Annotated in this window: 15 protein-coding genes and 1 pseudogene; 8 read left to right on the top strand and 8 right to left on the bottom strand. The window is 43.2% G+C overall.

The features are described 5' to 3' along the window. Positions 1-9 precede the first annotated feature (9 nt). From E8Q33_RS04930 to E8Q33_RS04910, 6 genes and pseudogenes are all read right to left on the bottom strand, one after another. Positions 10-1,131 (bottom strand): ABC transporter permease, encoded by a 1,122-nt coding sequence (locus E8Q33_RS04930; protein ID WP_069296813.1) that lies wholly within the window; start codon positions 1,129-1,131, stop codon positions 10-12. A gap of 1 nt (position 1,132) precedes the next feature. Then, positions 1,133-3,631, bottom strand: coding sequence for a ribosome-associated ATPase/putative transporter RbbA (gene rbbA, locus E8Q33_RS04925; RefSeq protein WP_256369437.1), 2,499 nt, complete (start codon positions 3,629-3,631; stop codon positions 1,133-1,135). Between the two features lie 77 nt (positions 3,632-3,708). Continuing rightward, positions 3,709-3,786, bottom strand: a pseudogene (locus tag E8Q33_RS16660) (hypothetical protein); the annotation flags it as partial. A gap of 125 nt (positions 3,787-3,911) precedes the next feature. Further along, positions 3,912-4,985 carry an HlyD family secretion protein gene (locus tag E8Q33_RS04920; RefSeq protein WP_069296815.1) on the bottom strand — a complete coding sequence of 358 codons (1,074 nt, stop codon included), beginning with the start codon at positions 4,983-4,985 and terminating at the stop codon, positions 3,912-3,914. A gap of 278 nt (positions 4,986-5,263) precedes the next feature. Continuing rightward, a complete protein-coding gene (locus tag E8Q33_RS04915; RefSeq protein ID WP_136553225.1) occupies positions 5,264-5,572 on the bottom strand; it encodes a hypothetical protein in 309 nt (102 codons plus the stop codon). A gap of 134 nt (positions 5,573-5,706) precedes the next feature. Next, the gene (locus E8Q33_RS04910) at positions 5,707-6,048 is read right to left on the bottom strand and encodes a DUF2845 domain-containing protein (protein WP_084003073.1); all 342 of its coding nucleotides are present in this window, start codon (positions 6,046-6,048) and stop codon (positions 5,707-5,709) included. 234 nt (positions 6,049-6,282) lie between these two features. Here E8Q33_RS04910 and E8Q33_RS04905 point away from each other — a divergent pair, with 234 nt between their 5' ends. Continuing rightward, entirely contained in the window at positions 6,283-7,965 is a 1,683-nt protein-coding gene (locus E8Q33_RS04905; protein ID WP_136553223.1) for an NAD-dependent malic enzyme, read from the top strand. Positions 7,966-8,029: 64 nt separating this feature from the next. Here E8Q33_RS04905 and E8Q33_RS04900 read toward each other — a convergent pair whose 3' ends face one another. Further along, entirely contained in the window at positions 8,030-10,243 is a 2,214-nt protein-coding gene (locus E8Q33_RS04900) for a TonB-dependent siderophore receptor (protein WP_136553221.1), read from the bottom strand. Between the two features lie 262 nt (positions 10,244-10,505). On the opposite strand from E8Q33_RS04900, the gene E8Q33_RS04895 reads away from it, so the two are divergent. The 4 genes from E8Q33_RS04895 to E8Q33_RS04880 all read left to right on the top strand — a co-directional run bounded on the left by E8Q33_RS04895 (position 10,506) and on the right by E8Q33_RS04880 (position 13,837). After that, positions 10,506-10,781 carry a cupin domain-containing protein gene (locus E8Q33_RS04895; protein WP_069296819.1) on the top strand — a complete coding sequence of 92 codons (276 nt, stop codon included), beginning with the start codon at positions 10,506-10,508 and terminating at the stop codon, positions 10,779-10,781. 118 nt (positions 10,782-10,899) lie between these two features. Next, positions 10,900-11,430, top strand: coding sequence for an NADPH-dependent FMN reductase (locus E8Q33_RS04890; RefSeq protein WP_136553219.1), 531 nt, complete (start codon positions 10,900-10,902; stop codon positions 11,428-11,430). 83 nt (positions 11,431-11,513) lie between these two features. Further along, positions 11,514-11,888 carry a helix-turn-helix domain-containing protein gene (locus tag E8Q33_RS04885; RefSeq protein ID WP_136553217.1) on the top strand — a complete coding sequence of 125 codons (375 nt, stop codon included), beginning with the start codon at positions 11,514-11,516 and terminating at the stop codon, positions 11,886-11,888. 335 nt (positions 11,889-12,223) lie between these two features. Then, entirely contained in the window at positions 12,224-13,837 is a 1,614-nt protein-coding gene (locus tag E8Q33_RS04880) for a methyl-accepting chemotaxis protein (RefSeq protein WP_136553215.1), read from the top strand. 7 nt (positions 13,838-13,844) lie between these two features. Here E8Q33_RS04880 and E8Q33_RS04875 read toward each other — a convergent pair whose 3' ends face one another. Then, positions 13,845-14,897 (bottom strand): DUF3080 family protein, encoded by a 1,053-nt coding sequence (locus tag E8Q33_RS04875; protein WP_247869933.1) that lies wholly within the window; start codon positions 14,895-14,897, stop codon positions 13,845-13,847. A gap of 116 nt (positions 14,898-15,013) precedes the next feature. Here E8Q33_RS04875 and E8Q33_RS04870 point away from each other — a divergent pair, with 116 nt between their 5' ends. The 3 genes from E8Q33_RS04870 to E8Q33_RS04860 all read left to right on the top strand — a co-directional run bounded on the left by E8Q33_RS04870 (position 15,014) and on the right by E8Q33_RS04860 (position 17,720). After that, entirely contained in the window at positions 15,014-16,021 is a 1,008-nt protein-coding gene (locus tag E8Q33_RS04870; RefSeq protein ID WP_247869932.1) for a sensor domain-containing diguanylate cyclase, read from the top strand. 179 nt (positions 16,022-16,200) lie between these two features. After that, complete coding sequence (locus E8Q33_RS04865; protein ID WP_136553213.1) at positions 16,201-17,235, top strand: acyltransferase; 1,035 nt, start codon at positions 16,201-16,203, stop codon at positions 17,233-17,235. 281 nt (positions 17,236-17,516) lie between these two features. Next, complete coding sequence (locus E8Q33_RS04860; RefSeq protein ID WP_014706925.1) at positions 17,517-17,720, top strand: cold-shock protein; 204 nt, start codon at positions 17,517-17,519, stop codon at positions 17,718-17,720. The last annotated feature ends 14 nt before the right edge of the window (positions 17,721-17,734 follow it).

Genomic DNA, 17,734 nt, shown 5'->3' with positions numbered 1-17,734 from the left:
AACTTATCATTAGGCCATTGAGGCGATAGTTTTGCGAAAACGACTCAACGATAAACCAAATAAAGCGCCACCCAGCAGAATCAAACTTAAAAACTGTGGCCAGACTTCACTTATCCCTGCTCCACGATAAAGAATTGATTGGGCCAGCATCACAAAGTGTGTGTTGGGCGCCAACAACATAATGTGCTGAATAATATCCGGCATACTTTCGCGGGGAGTTGTACCACCCGATAACACCTGTAATGGCAACAGAATTAATACCATCAACAAACCGAATTGAGGCATAGATCGGGCGATGGTACCAAGAAAAATACCTAACGATGTTGTGGCAAATAGATGCAGCAACGTGCCAAACAAAAACAGTCCGACTGAGCCATGCAGCGGCACTGCCAGCCAAAGTTGCACCACTAACCATAACGACAAAGCTGTCGCCACCAACACGACTAAAGCCATCGACCAGACTTTGCTGGCCATGATTTCAAAAGGTGTCACCGGCATCACCAGTAAATGTTCGACTGTGCCGTGCTCACGCTCTCTAATCAGTGCTGCACCGGTCAGAATAATTGACAGCATGGTGATGTTATTGATGACCTGCATAACTGCACCGAACCACTGGCTGTTGAGTTCAGTATTAAACTTGGCACGTAAGACCAAATCCACCGGCGTCACGCTGACCTGTCGGTGGCGCTCTACAAACGTGGTGATTTCGCCACTGACAATCGACTGCACATAGCTGTTACCGGTAAATGCTTGTCCCATGCGCGTGGCATCAATATTCAATTGAATGGCGGGTTGATGCCCCGCCAGCAGATCACGCTGAAAATTGGACGGAATATGCAAGGCAAAGGTATCAATCCCCATATCCATTCGGGCATCAACTTCATGCTGTTCAATCAGCACCGGTGGTTTGAAATACGGCGGATAAAAAGCATCCACAATGCGCATTGATAAGGGAGAGCGATCATCATCAACAATCGCTATCGGTGCATTATTCAACGAATCAATCATCGCTGTGGCAGCCGTATAAACTGACAAACTGAATGCGTAAACAATAAAAATCATCAACACCGGATCACGCCACAGACTACGCAGCTCTTTTATTCCCAGATGCAAAATATTGCTAACGGCCATTTCAGCGTTCCTGCTTTTTCAATAACATGACACCGATAACCAATAACACCGGTGCAGCAATAAACAGCGCGATAAATGCCGGTTGTAATTCGGCATAGGACAAGCCTTTAGAAAACACCCCTCGCGAAATCGTCAAAAAGTGCGTAGCGGGATAAACCTCACCAATCCACCTGCCGACACCTTGCATTGAAGACACAGGATCAATCATGCCGGAAAACTGCACTGCCGGAACCAGTGTTAAAAGTGCTGTGCCAAATAACGCTGCGATCTGACTGCGGGTAAATGCTGAAATCAATAAACCCAGTGAGGTGGCACAAAAAACATACAGCAATGCAGCAAATGCCAAGGTGAAAAAGCTGCCGGTAAACGGCACCTGAAATATAAACACTGCAAACAGCACTAGCAGCACAAAATTCAACATACCCAGGGCGATATACGGCAGTTGTTTACCCAGCAGGAATTCCAATCGGGTCACTGGCGTGACATACAGATTCACAATCGAGCCCAGCTCTTTTTCACGCACCACCGAAAGCGCCGTCAACATCGATAAAATCAGCATCAATAATAATGGAATCATCGCCGGTACGATTGCCACCAGACTTTTTACATCCGGGTTATAACGAAAGCGTGTTTCGATGATGGCTGGCTGGGCAATAACTGCAGAGCCAAGTATTTCTCTTGATTTGGTGATAAGCCAATGACTGTGCATTCCCTGCACATAACCACGAATATTTTCACCGCGGGTTGGCATCGAACCATCAATCCACGCGCCAATTTCAACGGTCTGCCCACGTGCCAGATCTCTGCCGAAACCATAGGGGATCTCTATTGCCAGACTCAGCTCACCTGATTGCATTCGCCGCTCTATTTCAGCATGACTATACAACTCGGGTTGTTCAATAAAATAACGTGAACCAGATAGATTTAATCTGTAATCACGGCTGGTAGCTGTTTGATCAGCATCCAACACGGCAAATTTGAGATCTTCAACATCCATATTAATGCCATATCCCACCACAAACATCAGCAGTAAGGTGCCCACCATCGCCAGCGTCAGGCGTATTGGATCCCGCAGTAGTTCGAGTGTTTCCCGGCGACTGTAACTATATAAACGCCGCAGATTAAACGCATCGGTAGTGCTAACCGCTCGATTCGATTGGCTGGTTGGAGGCATCGAAGGTTTGACCGTTTCATTAATGCCAGTTTGCGGTTTAGCTTCACGCAGCACTTCTTGCTGCAGATATTCAACAAAGGCATCTTCCAGAGAAGCTGAATGTCTGGCATTTTTTAAATTTTCCGGGGTATCGGTCACCAGTACCTTGCCCGCATGCATCAATGAAATCCGATCGCAACGCTCTGCTTCATTCATAAAATGTGTGGAGATAAAAATGGTTACGCCATCCTGACGCGCCAAATCCACCAATATCTGCCAGAACGCATCACGCGCAATAGGATCCACTCCCGACGTCGGTTCATCCAGAATCAGCATTTCCGGTCCGTGAATCATCGCCACTGCAAGGGATAATCGCTGTCTTTGTCCTAACGGTAAAGCATCCGGCAAGCTGTCCAGCACGGCTTCCAATTCAAAGCGTTTGGCCATTTCCAGGATTCGGCCAGCAATTTGCTGGGTGGGTAATTTGAATAAACGTGCATGCAGATCCAGATTCTGTCTTACCGTAAGTTCACCATATAACGAGAATGACTGGGTCATATAGCCAACTCGCTGGCGAATACTCAGATCATGCGGATCAATTGCCAAGCCAAATAATTTGGCTTGGCCTTCTGTCGCAGCCAACAGGCCGGTCAGCATTTTCATCGTCGTGGTTTTGCCACAACCATTGGATCCGAGAAAACCAAAAATTTCACCGCGAGGTATTTTAAAACTCACCTTATCGACAGCAGTGAAGTGCCCAAACCGCATCGTCAGCTTATCCGCCTCAATGGCAAATTCATCCTGCGTCGTAGCATTACGTGGTGGAATCACTACGGGTTTATGGCGATCTCGCTGTTCATCAGGCAATAAGGCAATAAATGCTGATTCCAGTGAGGTGGTGGAAGTCTGCTGAAGAATTTGCTGCGGGGTGCCTGTAGCCAGCACTTTTCCCTGATTGATGGCTATCAACCAGTCAAAATCCGCAGCCTCTTCCATGTAGGCTGTGGCCACTAAAACACTCATGGTCGGGTTTTCGCTGCGGATGCGATTAATCAATGTCCAGAATTGACGTCTGGATAACGGATCCACACCGGTTGTCGGTTCATCCAGAATGAGTAAATCCGGATCATGTATCAGTGCACAGCATAAACCGAGTTTTTGTTTCATGCCGCCGGATAATTTTCCCGCGGGTCGATCCGCAAACTCTGTCAAACCTGTTGCATCAAGTAACTGGCTGATCCGTTGTTCACGTTCAGCCCGATCCTGGCCAAATAATCGTGCAAAAAAATCGACGTTCTCAAATACGGATAAGGTGTGATATAGGTTTTTGCCAAGGCCCTGTGGCATATAGCAATCCGTGGACACACTTTCTGACGATGCTGTTTGTTTCGCATATCACCACCGAGTACTTCAACCTCACCCTGTTGAATGGCATGCGCACCGGATATCAACGAAAACAAACTGGACTTACCTACACCATCGGGACCGATGATACCAACCATCACGCCTGCAGGAATCGTGAGATTCAGCTCATTTAACGCTATCGTTTTGCCATAACGAAGACTGACATTTTTCAGCATTGCCACTAATTGCTGGCTGCTTAATTCCGTCAACGGTTTGGCAGACATTAAGGGATCCTCACCGCCAGATGTTCTGGCCACTCTCCTTGTGAGTCTTCAAGAATAAAAGCCATACCGGGTAACCCGGTTTTTACTCTGAGGATATTCGCATCCAGCAAGTCTTTCGGGATTTGTGCCCGCACCCGGAACATCAGCTTTTCCCGTTCACTGGCGGTTTCAACTGTCTTCGGAGTGAACTGTGCGACATCGGCAACAAATGACACGTTGGCTGGAAAAACATAGTTGGGTGCCGCATCCAGAATGATTCTGACCTCGGTACCTAATGCCAAACGACCCGCCCGGTTTGTAGGTAAGAAAAAGGTCATATAGACATCACGCAGATCCACCAGATTCAGAACCCGGCCACCCGCTGCAATGACTTCGCCCGGTTGAGCAATTCGATATTGAACTCTGCCATCACGTACCGCTTTGAGTTCACTATCCGTAATATCAGCCTGAATACGATCAATGCTCGCCTGCGACCCTAACAAAGCCGATTCAGCTCCCGCCATTTGTGCCCTGGCTGTCACAATAGCTGCATCTGCAGCGGCAACTTGTGCTTTTGACGCGCTTACAGCCGCAATAGCACTTTGTTGTCTGGCAAAATCATCATCAGATTCCTGCTGTGAGGTTGCCCCACGCCCTGCCAGTGAAGATGATCGTTCATACCGTTTGCGGGCAACATTCAGTTCAGCTTCACGTTGTGCAACCAGTGCTAAAGCGGCTTGTCTTTCAGCCTCACGTTGCACTAATTGACTATTGGCTATGGCAACAGAACTTTCAGCCTGATGAAATAAGGCCTGCGCTTCTCGTAATTGAGCCATCAGGTTTTCTGTATCCATCCTGGCGACTACCTGACCTGCAGTCACAAACTCGCCTTCATCAACCAAAATATCCTCAATACGACCTGCGGTTTTACTAGCCACATCTATTTCCGTGGCTTCAATCCGGCCATTTCCATAAACCAAACCTGCATAGGGATCGGGAGCGAGAAACAAACGCCATAATAAGAATGCTGACAGAGCAATAAATGCCAAGAGAATTGCGGCACGCAACAAGTGAGTATTTCGGGAGGTTGTCATCCGAAGCGTCCTTTATAAAATCAAACCAGTTTGAACAGCGATACTAATGATTAACAGTCAGAGTTATTGATGGATAGATGTGGCTTTTCCATCTTGTGTTGGTTGGCAGATAGTCTACGGAAAGATTGAACCGTAATGACTAATTATTCCACTCATCAATATTTCTCTATCAATGCGAGCAGTGTACGCCAAAAATGTTTGATGAAACCGTGAGGTTTGGTCTAAGAACTAGTCTTTTGATGCAGATCAAATGGAATGCATAAGCAGGGAAATTATGCTCAGGGTTGATGTTGCTCACAGCCTTGAAAGACTTGCTGTTCAACAGCTTCCTCAGGTAGATCATTCGGGAAGGTATAAGCGAGATTAATTGCCAAATCAACCACTCGTAAAAATTCATCATTTGCAAATTCAGGGCGCAAACTCTGTTCAACTTCTTGTTTGGATTTTCCAGACTGCTTGTGATGGTAATAATCGCCAGTAAGATTGGCGATAAGTTCACACTGTTTGTTGTCTTCCATCTCGTCTGCAAGAAGTGGCAGGCTCAATGAAGCAAAAATGGGTAGAACCAGAAACATAGGTGTTTTCATCAGCATCTCGACGATTTATATAAATATCAGCATAGATACGACTATCAATAAATCATAAAAATCCGCCATCAAAACAATTACTCTGAGCAAAAAAAACGGCCTGAAAAGACCGTTTTTATATGCTTATGTGATTATCAAGGTTGTGGCGTATTAAATATTTTCACAATCTTGTCATTCTTGATAATGACATGTGTTTCCTGCTTTTCGACAATCCGATAAAGCCATTTTTCAAACTGGTCATTTTCTTGATCTGAATCAGCGACTTTACGCAGCACAGGTCGAGTGTGCACGCTGACAAATGCCGGCTCCCAATATTGTCCGCATATCGCTTTGATATCGTCAGTACTCATACCAATGGTAATGCTATTGGCACCGCAGGCCATGCTGCTTTCATGCGAAGAAGAATTCCCGGCAAATGCCGATGCTGAAACTAACAATGTCGCCATTGACACTGAAATAAGAGATGTTAAAGACATGATTTTCCTCGCAAAGTTGACGCTGCTCTCAGTTAAATTCGAGACAATATGCGACTTTAAGATGCTGTTCGTCAACAGCTAAGTACCTAAATTGGCAAATTTTTTTCATTTTTTTGTAAATTTCGTTATCTCCATGATCAAAAACTGCTACTTATTGCCCAATAACATTTGAATTTAGGCGTTGAGTGATGTTTATACTGGTCATCACTTTTCATAATTCGGAATGTTATTGAAATGTCGCTTAGACCCATATATATCCCTTATGCTGGCCCAGTCCTGTTAGCTACTTCATTACTGAATAAAGGCACAGCATTTAGCGAGTCCGAGCGACAGCAATTCAATCTTAAGGGCTTGATACCGCAACGTTTTGAAACGATCGAGCAACAGGCTGAACGCGCCTATCAGCAATATTCCAGTTTTATCGAACCGATTAACAAACATATTTACCTGCGGACTATCCAGGATAATAACGAGACTTTGTTCTATTACCTGCTCGAACATCATCTGCAAGAAATGATGCCAATCATTTATACCCCTACAGTGGGAGATGCCTGCGAACGCTTTTCACAGATCTATCGCCGGGCCAGAGGCTTATTTATCTCTTATCCCGACCGACATCATATTGATGAGATTCTGCTTAATGCCACGAAACGCAATGTCAAAGTTGTTGTAGTGACGGATGGCAGTCGTATTCTTGGCTTGGGTGATCAAGGTGTTGGCGGTATGGGCATTCCGATCGGTAAGCTGTCTTTATATACCGTTTGTGGAGGCATCAGCCCGGCTTATACCCTGCCCATCATGCTGGATGTCGGGACCGACAATGCCGATTTGCTTAATAACCCTCAATATATTGGCTGGCAGCATCCGAGAATTGATGCTCAGCAATACGATGAGTTTATGGATTTGTTTATTACTGCCATCAAAAAACGCTGGCCCAATGTGCTGCTGCAATTTGAAGATTTTGAACAACGCAAAGCATTGCCATTACTCAATCGTTATCGCGATGAATTATGTTGTTTTAATGATGATATTCAGGGAACAGCCGCTGTCACTGTTGGCTCATTATTGGCCGCTTGTCGTGCCAAACAACAAACTCTCTCTGAACAAACCATCGTATTTGTTGGAGCCGGTTCTGCAGGATGCGGTATTGCCGAACAAGTCGTCGCTCAAATGATGACTGAAGGTACCAGCGAACTCGCTGCACGCCAACGGATATTCATGATTGATCGACCAGGTTTACTGACCCAATCATTACCCGGGCTACCTGAGTTTCAGCAAAAGCTTGCCCAACTGGATCTGGTGTGTGCTAACTGGAATATCTCTGGTATCAATCCCAATCTGGCGGAAGTTATTGAGAATGCCCGTCCAACGGTGTTAATTGGTGTTTCCGGTCAGGCAGGAATTTTTACCGAAGCAATAATTAAATCCATGTATTCGCATTGTCAGAAACCGATCATTTTCCCGTTAAGTAATCCATCCAAGCAGATAGAAGCTCATCCACAGCAGCTTATCGAATGGACAGACGGCAATGCACTTATTGCGACCGGCAGTCCTTTTATGCCCGTTATTTACCAGCAAAAGCTTTATCCCATTGCTCAATGCAATAACAGTTATATTTTCCCGGGATTGGGGTTGGCAGTTGTTGCCGCCAAGATAGAACGGATCACCGATGAGATGTTGATGGTAACAAGCGAAATACTGGCAAGCGCCTCACCGATGGCTACCGATGGTCACCAGGAACTTCTCCCACCCCTGACCGAAACCGCCGAACTCAGTAAAAAAATTGCCTTTGCTGTTGCAATACTCGCTCAACGAAAACAATTAGCCCCAGAAATGTCCGAAGCCTCACTAATGCAGGCTATTGAAGATAACTTCTGGAAACCACGTTATCGTGATTACCAGCGTGTGAATGTATAAGATAAAAAAGGGCTTGCAGTGAACAACTACAAGCCCTTTTGAATAAGCTGATATCACTATTTGATTAGAAATCCATTGTGGCTGTTAGGGTGACTGTGCGAGGAGCACCCAATACCAGATACCCTGTACCAACCGTTCCATTAGCGCCTACATATCCACCTGCCGAAGCCCAGTAGTCTCTATCAAGAACATTATTCACTCTGGCTCGTAATGTGAGATCTTTACCATTCACTTGCATTAAATACCTTGCACCGATATCCACTCGCGTCCAGCTAGGTAATTTCAAATCGTTGGCAGAATCTGCGTACATTGATCCCGTGTAGATAATTCGGCTATCAAGTGCCAAACCACTGACCTGTGGTACTTCCCATTCTGCGCCAATATTTGCTTGATATTCAGGAATGCCCACTACACGGTTCCCGTCTAAATCATCACTTCCTGTTTTATCCTGTTTAGCATCCAGCCAAGTCACACCACCCAGTAACTTAATATCATCAGTTAATAAACCAAAGGTCGTTAACTCGATACCTTGATGGTTGTTCTCGCCAGAAGTTTCAAACACTGGATTGGCAGGATCTGAGGTATCGGTAAAAGAACGTGGCATATCGGTGGTGAAATATGCGAGTCCCCAACCTAAATAATCAGAGTCATATTTCAAACCGATTTCTTTTTGTTCGGCTACGTATGGAGACTGTGCTTCACCTCTATTAACAAGGTCGATACCATTAAACTGTTCTGGGGCCGTTTCCCCCTGACGCAGACTTTCAATGTAATTACCATACACAGACAACTGGGGTGTGAGTTTATAAACCATTCCTACTACAGGAGTGTTTTCTGTTGCTTTATAGTCACTGGTTTTGTCACCTGTGCTGTAATCATAGGTTTTTACTTCTATCGTCTGCCTACGGATACCAAGTGTTAATAGAAACTTCTCGTCGAAGAATGACAAAGTATCGCCAATGGCATAACTCTGAAGTTGAACTGAATTTGTTAAAGTGGGAGTCAAATCTGAATTAGTTTGAAAACCAAGTGGTGGTTGTGACACATCAACAGGATTGTATAAGTTGGTTAATAAAGTACTTCCTGTCCCATAAGCGTTTTTTGAATCTAATTCAAAAAATGAAGCAGACATTACCCATTCATGTCCTACATTACCTGTATTGAATAAGCCACGAAGACCAAGTTCACCGGTATCGACCTCATCTTTACGAGCATTATCAAATCGAAAGAAATTTCCTTGTCCAGAATTAGCATCTGTTACACGAATATTGGCTAAGGAGTTTTCCTCCTCGGTGCGACGTAATCCATAAGCAGCCCACGCCGTTGTCGTTTCCGTGACATCATATTCACCACGCATAGTGCCAAACCAGTCTTGCTCATCAGAATACGACCAGGGTTGAGCCCAATTGCTATCAGAGTTTGGGGCAGAAGGAATGCGATCAAGCCCTAATAGAGTTACATTAGTACGTGTTTCATCCAGTTGATTATCCTGATAACCGATATCTGCTGATAAGCGGGCTCTATCCCCTCTCCAATCCAGGCCAACAGAAAACAAGCCTAATTGGGTTTCTTCATCATCAATTGCAGTGCCACCATCGCGGTAAGCCGTATTAACACGTACACCAAACTGTTTTTCTTCTCCAAATCGTCTGGCGATATCGGCAGAAACAAGCCCTTGCTGCCCGTGTTCTGTTCCAACCGTAATTCTATTCAATGGCTCATTAGGCGCACGCTTTGGGAGTAAATTAACATTACCGCCGATGCCGCCACCACTTGGTGAAGCGCCGGAAAGAAATGAAGAAGCACCTCGTAAAAGCTCTACACGCTCAAAAAGTTCTGTAGCTATATACTGGCGAGGTAACAGTGAATAAAGACCGTTATAAGCAATATCATCAGAACTCAACACAAAGCCACGAATAAAGTAGGATTCCTGAAAGTTACCAAATCCTCTTGCCACCCTTACTGATGGATCATTTTGCAAAACATCGCCAACACTTCGTGCCTGACGATCTTGAATAAATTCATTGGTATACGCCGTGATACTGAATGGGCTATCTAAATGATCAAGGGTTCCAAGAATGCCCGCTCTTCCACCCACTGCAACCTGGCCGCCACTATGAGCTGGAGATAAACCTTCAGCCGATGCATCCGCACTGGCGGTGACCGTGATAGATTCAAGTTCTTCCGAATCATTTACCATCTCAGCGGCGCTAACTGAATGTATTGCGAGCAACGCTAAACTTATTGACTTCGCTAATGATGATAATTTTGTTCGCATGAACCTTCTCCAGCCCCGATAAAAAAAACATATGTTACGCTGAGGCCGATTAACAGTAAATACAAATCATTATCGTTTAGATAAGTATGAAGCGTTATGCAAAAAAACAATTGAAGACAATCAAGATTTAACTAATGAGGTTTGCTATTATTTGCCGGTCAAATACTGACATGTCGCTATGTTGTTGGGCATGGTCGACGAGAAAAGCAATCGGTTTGTCGCATGACAACCATGATTCATACTTTTAAATATCAGGATTTTTATGCCAGAAATTATTATTGAAAAAAACCCGAGCGAAGCACGTTTACAAGAATTAGGCGTGTCAGGTTGGGAAATTTGGGATTGCCCAGTTACTGAATTCCGTCTGGATTTCGATGAAACCGAAAAAGCTTACATTCTGGAAGGTGAAATTGTTGTTACTCCAGATGGTGGTCAACCAGTCACGATTGTTCCTGGTGATTACGTGATTTTCCCAACAGGTTTGAAAAGCATGTGGCAAGTCACCAAACAGCTGAAAAAACATTACAGCTACGATTAGTCAGCAATATTAATAAGGCATCTTCGGATGCCTTTTTTTTTCACTTTTTTTCAGTATGCTCAACTTTTAACAACCGTTCATGTCTCTCACTACAATGCACACAAATAATGGAGTCAGTATGAAAGTAATCGCCTTTGCAGCCAGCAGCAGTAAACAATCTATCAACAAACAACTTGTTACTTACGCGGCAAGTCTTATCGACAATGCTGATGTAGAAGTGTTGGATTTAAATGATTATGAGTTGCCATTATTCAGTGTTGATATTGAAAAAGATCTCGGTCAGCCTGCGCTGGCTCAAGCATTTCTCGACAAATTGGGCAGCGCTGATGCATTAGTTATTTCCTTTGCAGAACATAATGGAAATTATTCGGCTGCCTGGAAAAACCTGTTTGACTGGTGCACCCGAATCGACCAAAAAATCTTTCAGAAAAAACCTACGATTCTTCTTTCGACCTCGCCTGGTGAGCGTGGTGGTGCAACTGTGATGGATATTGCCGTTAGTTCTCTTCCTCGCTTTGCTGCAGAAATAAAAGGCAGTATGTCACTCCCCTCTTTTTATGATAATTTTGATATTGATAACGGGCGCATTATTAACGCTGAATATGACCAGCAACTGCGTCAAACGATGGCTCAATTGGCTTCCGGTTGAGTTGTCACAATTTATAAATATAGTCGCAGTATTGTTGAAACATTTAACGATAAGATATCGTTTGTTTATTTTGAGGATGTCACATGAACGACTCGACAGCAGTGTTGGAATTAAAGAAAAAAGCCAAGAAACAACTTCTTAAAATAAGTGATGAAAGCTCAGTACATAGTACTCGAGCTAAGGCTTTATTGATTTTATCTGAGGGGGCAAGCCAGGAAGAGGCGGCCGAAAAGACAACATTAAGCTTAGGGCAAGTTCGTTACTGGCTGGGACGTTATCGAGCAAACGGTATTGCCTGTTTTCCTGAGGTAACTGAAGGAGAATCCAAGCCAAATAGCAAGTCAAAAAAATCTGATTCTAAAAAAACCAAAAAAGCAGATAAAAAAATCAAAGTTAAGAAAACCGATAAAAAGAAAGATAAAGTCAAAAAACTAAAAAAATCCAAATCAAAAAAATGAGTCATTAAATTCTCACCTAGCCCTGGGTGTTGCTTGCATAATCACTATGTATATATGCTTAGAAGGCAAGTTCGATCTGAATATAAACAATCATGCATTTTCTACATTGTCTGGAGACACACAACTCCCCTTCTCGCCCTGTTGAAATTTCATAAAACTCAGCAACTTAGATATTGAAAAACATCTAATTGTCTTTATGTCTTATGTTTAGCTTATATTTTAGCTAAAGATTTTTTATATTCAGTCGACAACCATGCTGTACAGCAGTAAATTTGATATAGCTATTAACGAAAGCTGCTTAAACTTAAGCAATGAAGCATTGGGATGATACCAAAATGAATATTCATAGTATTCGCACGAAAAGCTCTTTACCTGTATTGGTCATGGGGTTGACCATTATCATTGTCATCTCAATGTTTTGGTGGATGATGTCGTTACAGAATCGGCTTATAGAAATTCAGGCACGAAACTTCATGCCGGCCAGTGAGGTGATTCTCAATGCAGATCGTGATCTTTATCAAGCAAAACTTGCACAACTTAATATTATTTCCGAACGCTCAGACAGTGCACAGCAAGAAGCAGATCGTCAGGAGAATATGCAACAAGTCGCCGATCGATATGCCGAATATCGAGAGTATCTGAAGGACTATCCCGAGATATCGGGTGATCCAGCTTTATTTGATAAGGCTTATCAGGAATGGGTGACATCTTCTAATGCGCTGGTTGATGCTTTTAATAGGAATCAATCACTGAGTAGTCTTGAACAAATAGAAGATCAGGAGTTCGCTGAGTTACGGGATATTCTGGATAAATCAGGCGAAGCGGTTATCACCGGATTTCAGGTGATTGAAGAGCAATTAGCCGCCGATATTCGGACCAAAATGACAATTACCTTTATTGCTGTTGGTATCGTACTGTTAATTGCCATTGCGTTTAGTTATCTCATCCCTAAAAAACTCACTGATGATATTAATTATCTTGTTAAACGGATAAATGAAATTGCCTCTGGTGATGGTGACTTAACCGCCAGGATTGATGTTTCATCAAAAGACGAATTCGGTAATCTAGCCGTTGCCTTCAACGTGTTTGTCACCAATTTGCAGGATTTGATTAAAAACATTCTCGCGCAAGTTGGCAGCCTGGGTAACCTCACGGCCAGTTTGTCAGACGCCTCTGTGCACACCAAAAGCATAAATCAAAATTTGAATTTATCTACTGAGTCGATTGTTAGTGCGGTTCATGAAATGACATTGGCTAATAAAGAAATGGCTCAGGTAGCGACTAACTCTGCTTCCGAAGCAGACAAAACAGCGGGATTGGCGGACCGTGGTATGGCGGTTGTCAGAAGCTCTAACGAAAAAATTTCTGCACTGATACGCAATATGGATTTGGTATTAAATTCCTCTCAAGAACTGGAAGCCAATTCAAATAACATCGTTTCAGTACTGGAAGTTATTCGAGGTGTTGCTGAACAAACCAATTTGCTGGCTTTAAATGCCGCTATTGAAGCTGCCCGTGCCGGTGAACATGGTCGTGGCTTTGCCGTGGTCGCCGATGAAGTCAGAACCTTGGCAACTCGAACTCAACAAAGTACCAATGACATAGATAAGATCATTCAAAAATTGCAGTTATCAGTTAGCTCTTCCTCCAAAGCGATTTCTGAAGGTAAGGTAAATGCTGATGAAACAGCCAATACCTTTGTTGAAGCTGATGCGGTATTTAACGAAATTCAGCAATCTTCAAATCGTGTTAATGATATGGCTACCCAAACGGCTCAAGCAACAGAAGAGCAAACTTGTGTTGCCGAAGAGATCAGTAAAAATCTGCACGGTTTAAACCAGCAGACCGAATCGGCCAGTGAAATTGCTGAAACCGGTGAAGAATTAGCTCAGGAAATCCGACACTTTTCAGATAACATGAAACAAATGATGGGTCGCTTTAAAGTCTAGTTGTTCATTATGCAGCGGGTCGTAAACCACATTGTTCGAGCAAATCTTGCCAGGCCTCTGTGTGTTCTCTGACCCGCTGTTGATATAAAGCCCAGAGACCTGTCTCGTCATCCCAGTTTAGGCTAAGAGAATAATAAGGCTTAAAGGATTCAGGCATAACATGCTGTTGAAGTTGAGCCAACTCAGATAGCGGTTCGAATAACTGCCCCGCTGCACGATTAACACTAGCCATATACGGCTGAACTTTCCCGATATACACACTATAAAACATAGACTCTACAACTCGCGCCTGCTTATTAGGCTTGCTTTGCGAGCATAAAGGCTGCTGGTGAATCCGCTGCTGCAGTATCTGCGTAGCATCATCAAGACGAGTGATCAGCAACCTTGCACTGTTATGTAACTGGCCTGCCCTGCTTCCGTATTGCCAACTTTGTTGAATGTTTCCAAGATAAGTCAGATCTACCGAATAATCACCGGATTGTAGTTTTCCAATGACATCATTCAGATACTGAATATCATTTCCGTATTGTGAAATTTCGTGTTGGCTCTGTTCCGGTTGATAAAGTCCATTTGAAAGGCTCGTAAGCTGAGCTATTTCGTCAGTTCCCCACGTAGCATTCCAGATCACCCTCGGTAAGTTTTGTTGTTTTGTTTCGATGGCGACAACTACTTTCTGTCTTAGCTGTTCATTATCTATTTCAGCTAAACATGTCCTGGCTGCTTCGATAAAACGTAACTCATAACGCAAACTGTTTAATGGCTGCATAACACGGCCAAGGATTGCATTTTTTTCACCCACCACAAATTGCAGTTCACAACCATACAGCTTTAAAAAATCGAGCATGTTTATATCAGTCTCAGCTATCGATAAGGTGCGCTCACGGGATCTCGGTATTCTTTCAATAGCCACCAATTCCGAATAATTCGGCTCAACATCTAGCACATTTGCTAAACGCTTCACGTATTCGTCCATTAATGTGTCCGGTTTTGCCAATGGGTCGCAAGCGCTCAACAAGAGCATTAAATATACTAAAACGGTAATTCGATAGTTTGTTGGCATTAGAGTGGTTTTAACCTGTAACCGGTAATTTTGAGTTGTGACATATTAAATAGGTTAAGGACTCGTTTTAAATTTATTGTATGCTCCACATTAGTTTTACAAAAAGGATCAACTCCTTGAAAAACAGAGCAGATATGTCTCATCCGGTAGTCAGCGACGATTATTTCCAGCAATGGCAGGATCTGATCGATTTATTTGCTGAGTTTATGGAAGTGCCTGTTGTATTGCTGACGCATTTAAATGAAAGTGATGAACTCGCTGTAATGGTCAAAAACCGTGCGATTGAAAATCCTTATCAAATTAATCAAAAATTTAATCTAACCGGCTCAGATACCTATTGTGAATTTGCCATTCGTCAGCAACAAACGCTGTTTGTTGCTAATGCAAATGAAGATCCACAATGGAAAGATAAATACGATCACAACTTAGGCATGGTCAACTATCTTGGAGTACCTGTTATCTGGCCTAACGGAGATCCATTTGGCACCTTATGCGTGCTGGATACAAAAACCCATTATTACAGTGAGCTGCAAATAAAAATGATGGTGCAGTTACGTAATATCTTTGAAGCTAATCTGGATATTATGGAAAAGAATTTCGAGCTGGAAGAAGTGGCAAAAACACTGGAATATTTGGCCAATACGGATGATCTAACCGGACTGTGGAATCGCCGAGCATTTATTGCCCAGGCAGAAACCGAGCTGCAACGCACATCACGATACAACCGAACTCTGTGTCTGTTGATGTTTGATATTGATGACTTCAAACGGATAAATGATTTACATGGTCATAACACGGGTGATGAAGCTATCAAGTTATTCAGTGAATGCATCATGACCTCCAAGCGCTCATACGATATTTTCGGACGTATTGGAGGTGAAGAATTTGCCATGATCCTACCTGAAACCGAACTGGCTTCAGCATTGACTTTAGCTGAACGTATGCGTGAATGCGTTGAAAATTTAACCTTGCCACTCGTTAGTGGTGAAAATGTTAGCTTCACTGTCAGTATTGGGCTGACCGAATATAGTGAACAGGATGATGGGATTTTTGCCCTGCTCAGCCGGGCAGATCGCAATCTTTACATTGCCAAACACCAGGGTAAAAACTGCGTCGTAGCCTAAGCCCTGTTTATCTTTCACAGCCACCACAGCCCGAGGCTAAGAAAGATCAACAAACCCTAGTTTTTATCAAACTTCATCCATTCTCAAATAACATTAATTCCTGTTCATATAGCCTAGGTTAAGATTGAGTTAAGACTCTGACGTTATAGTCATCTTTATTTTTATAGCAGGAGCGTTGTATGACACCGGCCAAAAACCGGCTTCAAGCACTTGATGCATTAAGAGGCATAGCAGCTTTAGGCGTAGTCCTTTTTCATTACCTTCCTTATTACAACGAACTATACGGTCACGCCTTTACCCCACCAGATTTTCTCGAATTTGGCCGCTATGGGGTACATCTCTTCTTTATGCTCAGTGGGTTTGTTATTTTCATGACACTGGAACGAACAGAAAATGCAACCAAGTTTGGTTTAGCCCGTGCCTTTCGTTTATTACCGGCCTTATGGGTTGGTATTATTCTTACCTTTTTGTTTGTGCATGCCCTCGGGCCATATGACCGTGCCGTGCCGTTAAGTTCGGCATTGTTGAACTTTACGCTGTTACATAGTTACCTGGACCATGCACATGTTGATGGAGCTTATTGGAGTCTGGTGATTGAAGTGACCTTTTATGCCTGGATGGCACTTCTGTTTTACACATTGAAAAGCTGGCAGCAATTACGCACAGTGTTATTTGGCTGGATAATACTGAGTTACGTGGGTGTTATAAATTTAGAAAGTTTATCGCCAACAATGTTATTTATTGCAACTGAGTTATTATTTACTAGCTACGCACCATTATTTATTAGCGGGATTTTGTTATATCGCTGGCATAAAACCGGTAGTCTGGCTGCCATAGAGGTTTTCTTCTTGGCCTTATCAATGAGTCATGCACTGATCGCCTATCCGGCACCTTTCAATATCTTTGTTTTGAGCTGTTACGGCGTGTTTGTATTAGCAATAAGTGGCTATTTAAACTTCATCGTTAACAAAGTCACGCTATGGTTGGGCAGCCTGTCTTATTCTCTTTATCTGGTACATCAGAATATTGGTTACGGCATCATAGATCAAAGCTATGCCTTTGGATTATCTGGTTTGATGGGCGTTTCAATTGCCCTTGTCGTTTCGTTTATCCTGGCGATATTAATGCACTATTACGTCGAAAAACCCTCATTAAGGTGGTTCCGTGAAAGACGTCAAAAAAACGCCACCTTTACCAGCGACAAACTAGTCTAAGCCACTCAATGAAACGCTTGAGTCTGCTTAAACTAAACCCAACATTTACCATATGGAGATTAATATTGTGATTATTACTAAAATAAGCTTTGACCTTTACAAATAATCTCTATATAGTCGATTGTGCTTGCAAGTACGACAGATATTTGTTTTCAAGTTCGATGTTTCCGCTTTAATGTTAGATCCAAAGAGTACTCGTCCTGTTTTCAAAATACCCGCTCCACTTACAGCATACCCGCCCGATTAGGGCATTTTTAGATTTACAAAAAATAGGATGATTTATGTCTTCAACTGGAACAGTTAAATGGTTTAACGAAGCTAAAGGCTTTGGTTTTATCGAACAAGAAAACGGCCCTGACGTTTTCGCACATTTCCGTCAAATCCAAGGTGACGGTTTCAAAACATTGACTGAAGGCCAACGTGTAACATTTGATGTTACTCAAGGTCAAAAAGGTCCACAAGCTGAAAACATCGTTCCTGCATAATTGCTACGATAACA

Origin of the sequence: Methylophaga sp. SB9B (assembly GCF_004832235.1) — a bacterium.
Taxonomy (GTDB): Bacteria; Pseudomonadota; Gammaproteobacteria; order Nitrosococcales; family Methylophagaceae; genus Methylophaga; species Methylophaga muralis.
Note: the sequence above shows the minus strand (reverse complement) of the source record. Positions and strands in the feature narration are given on the sequence as shown.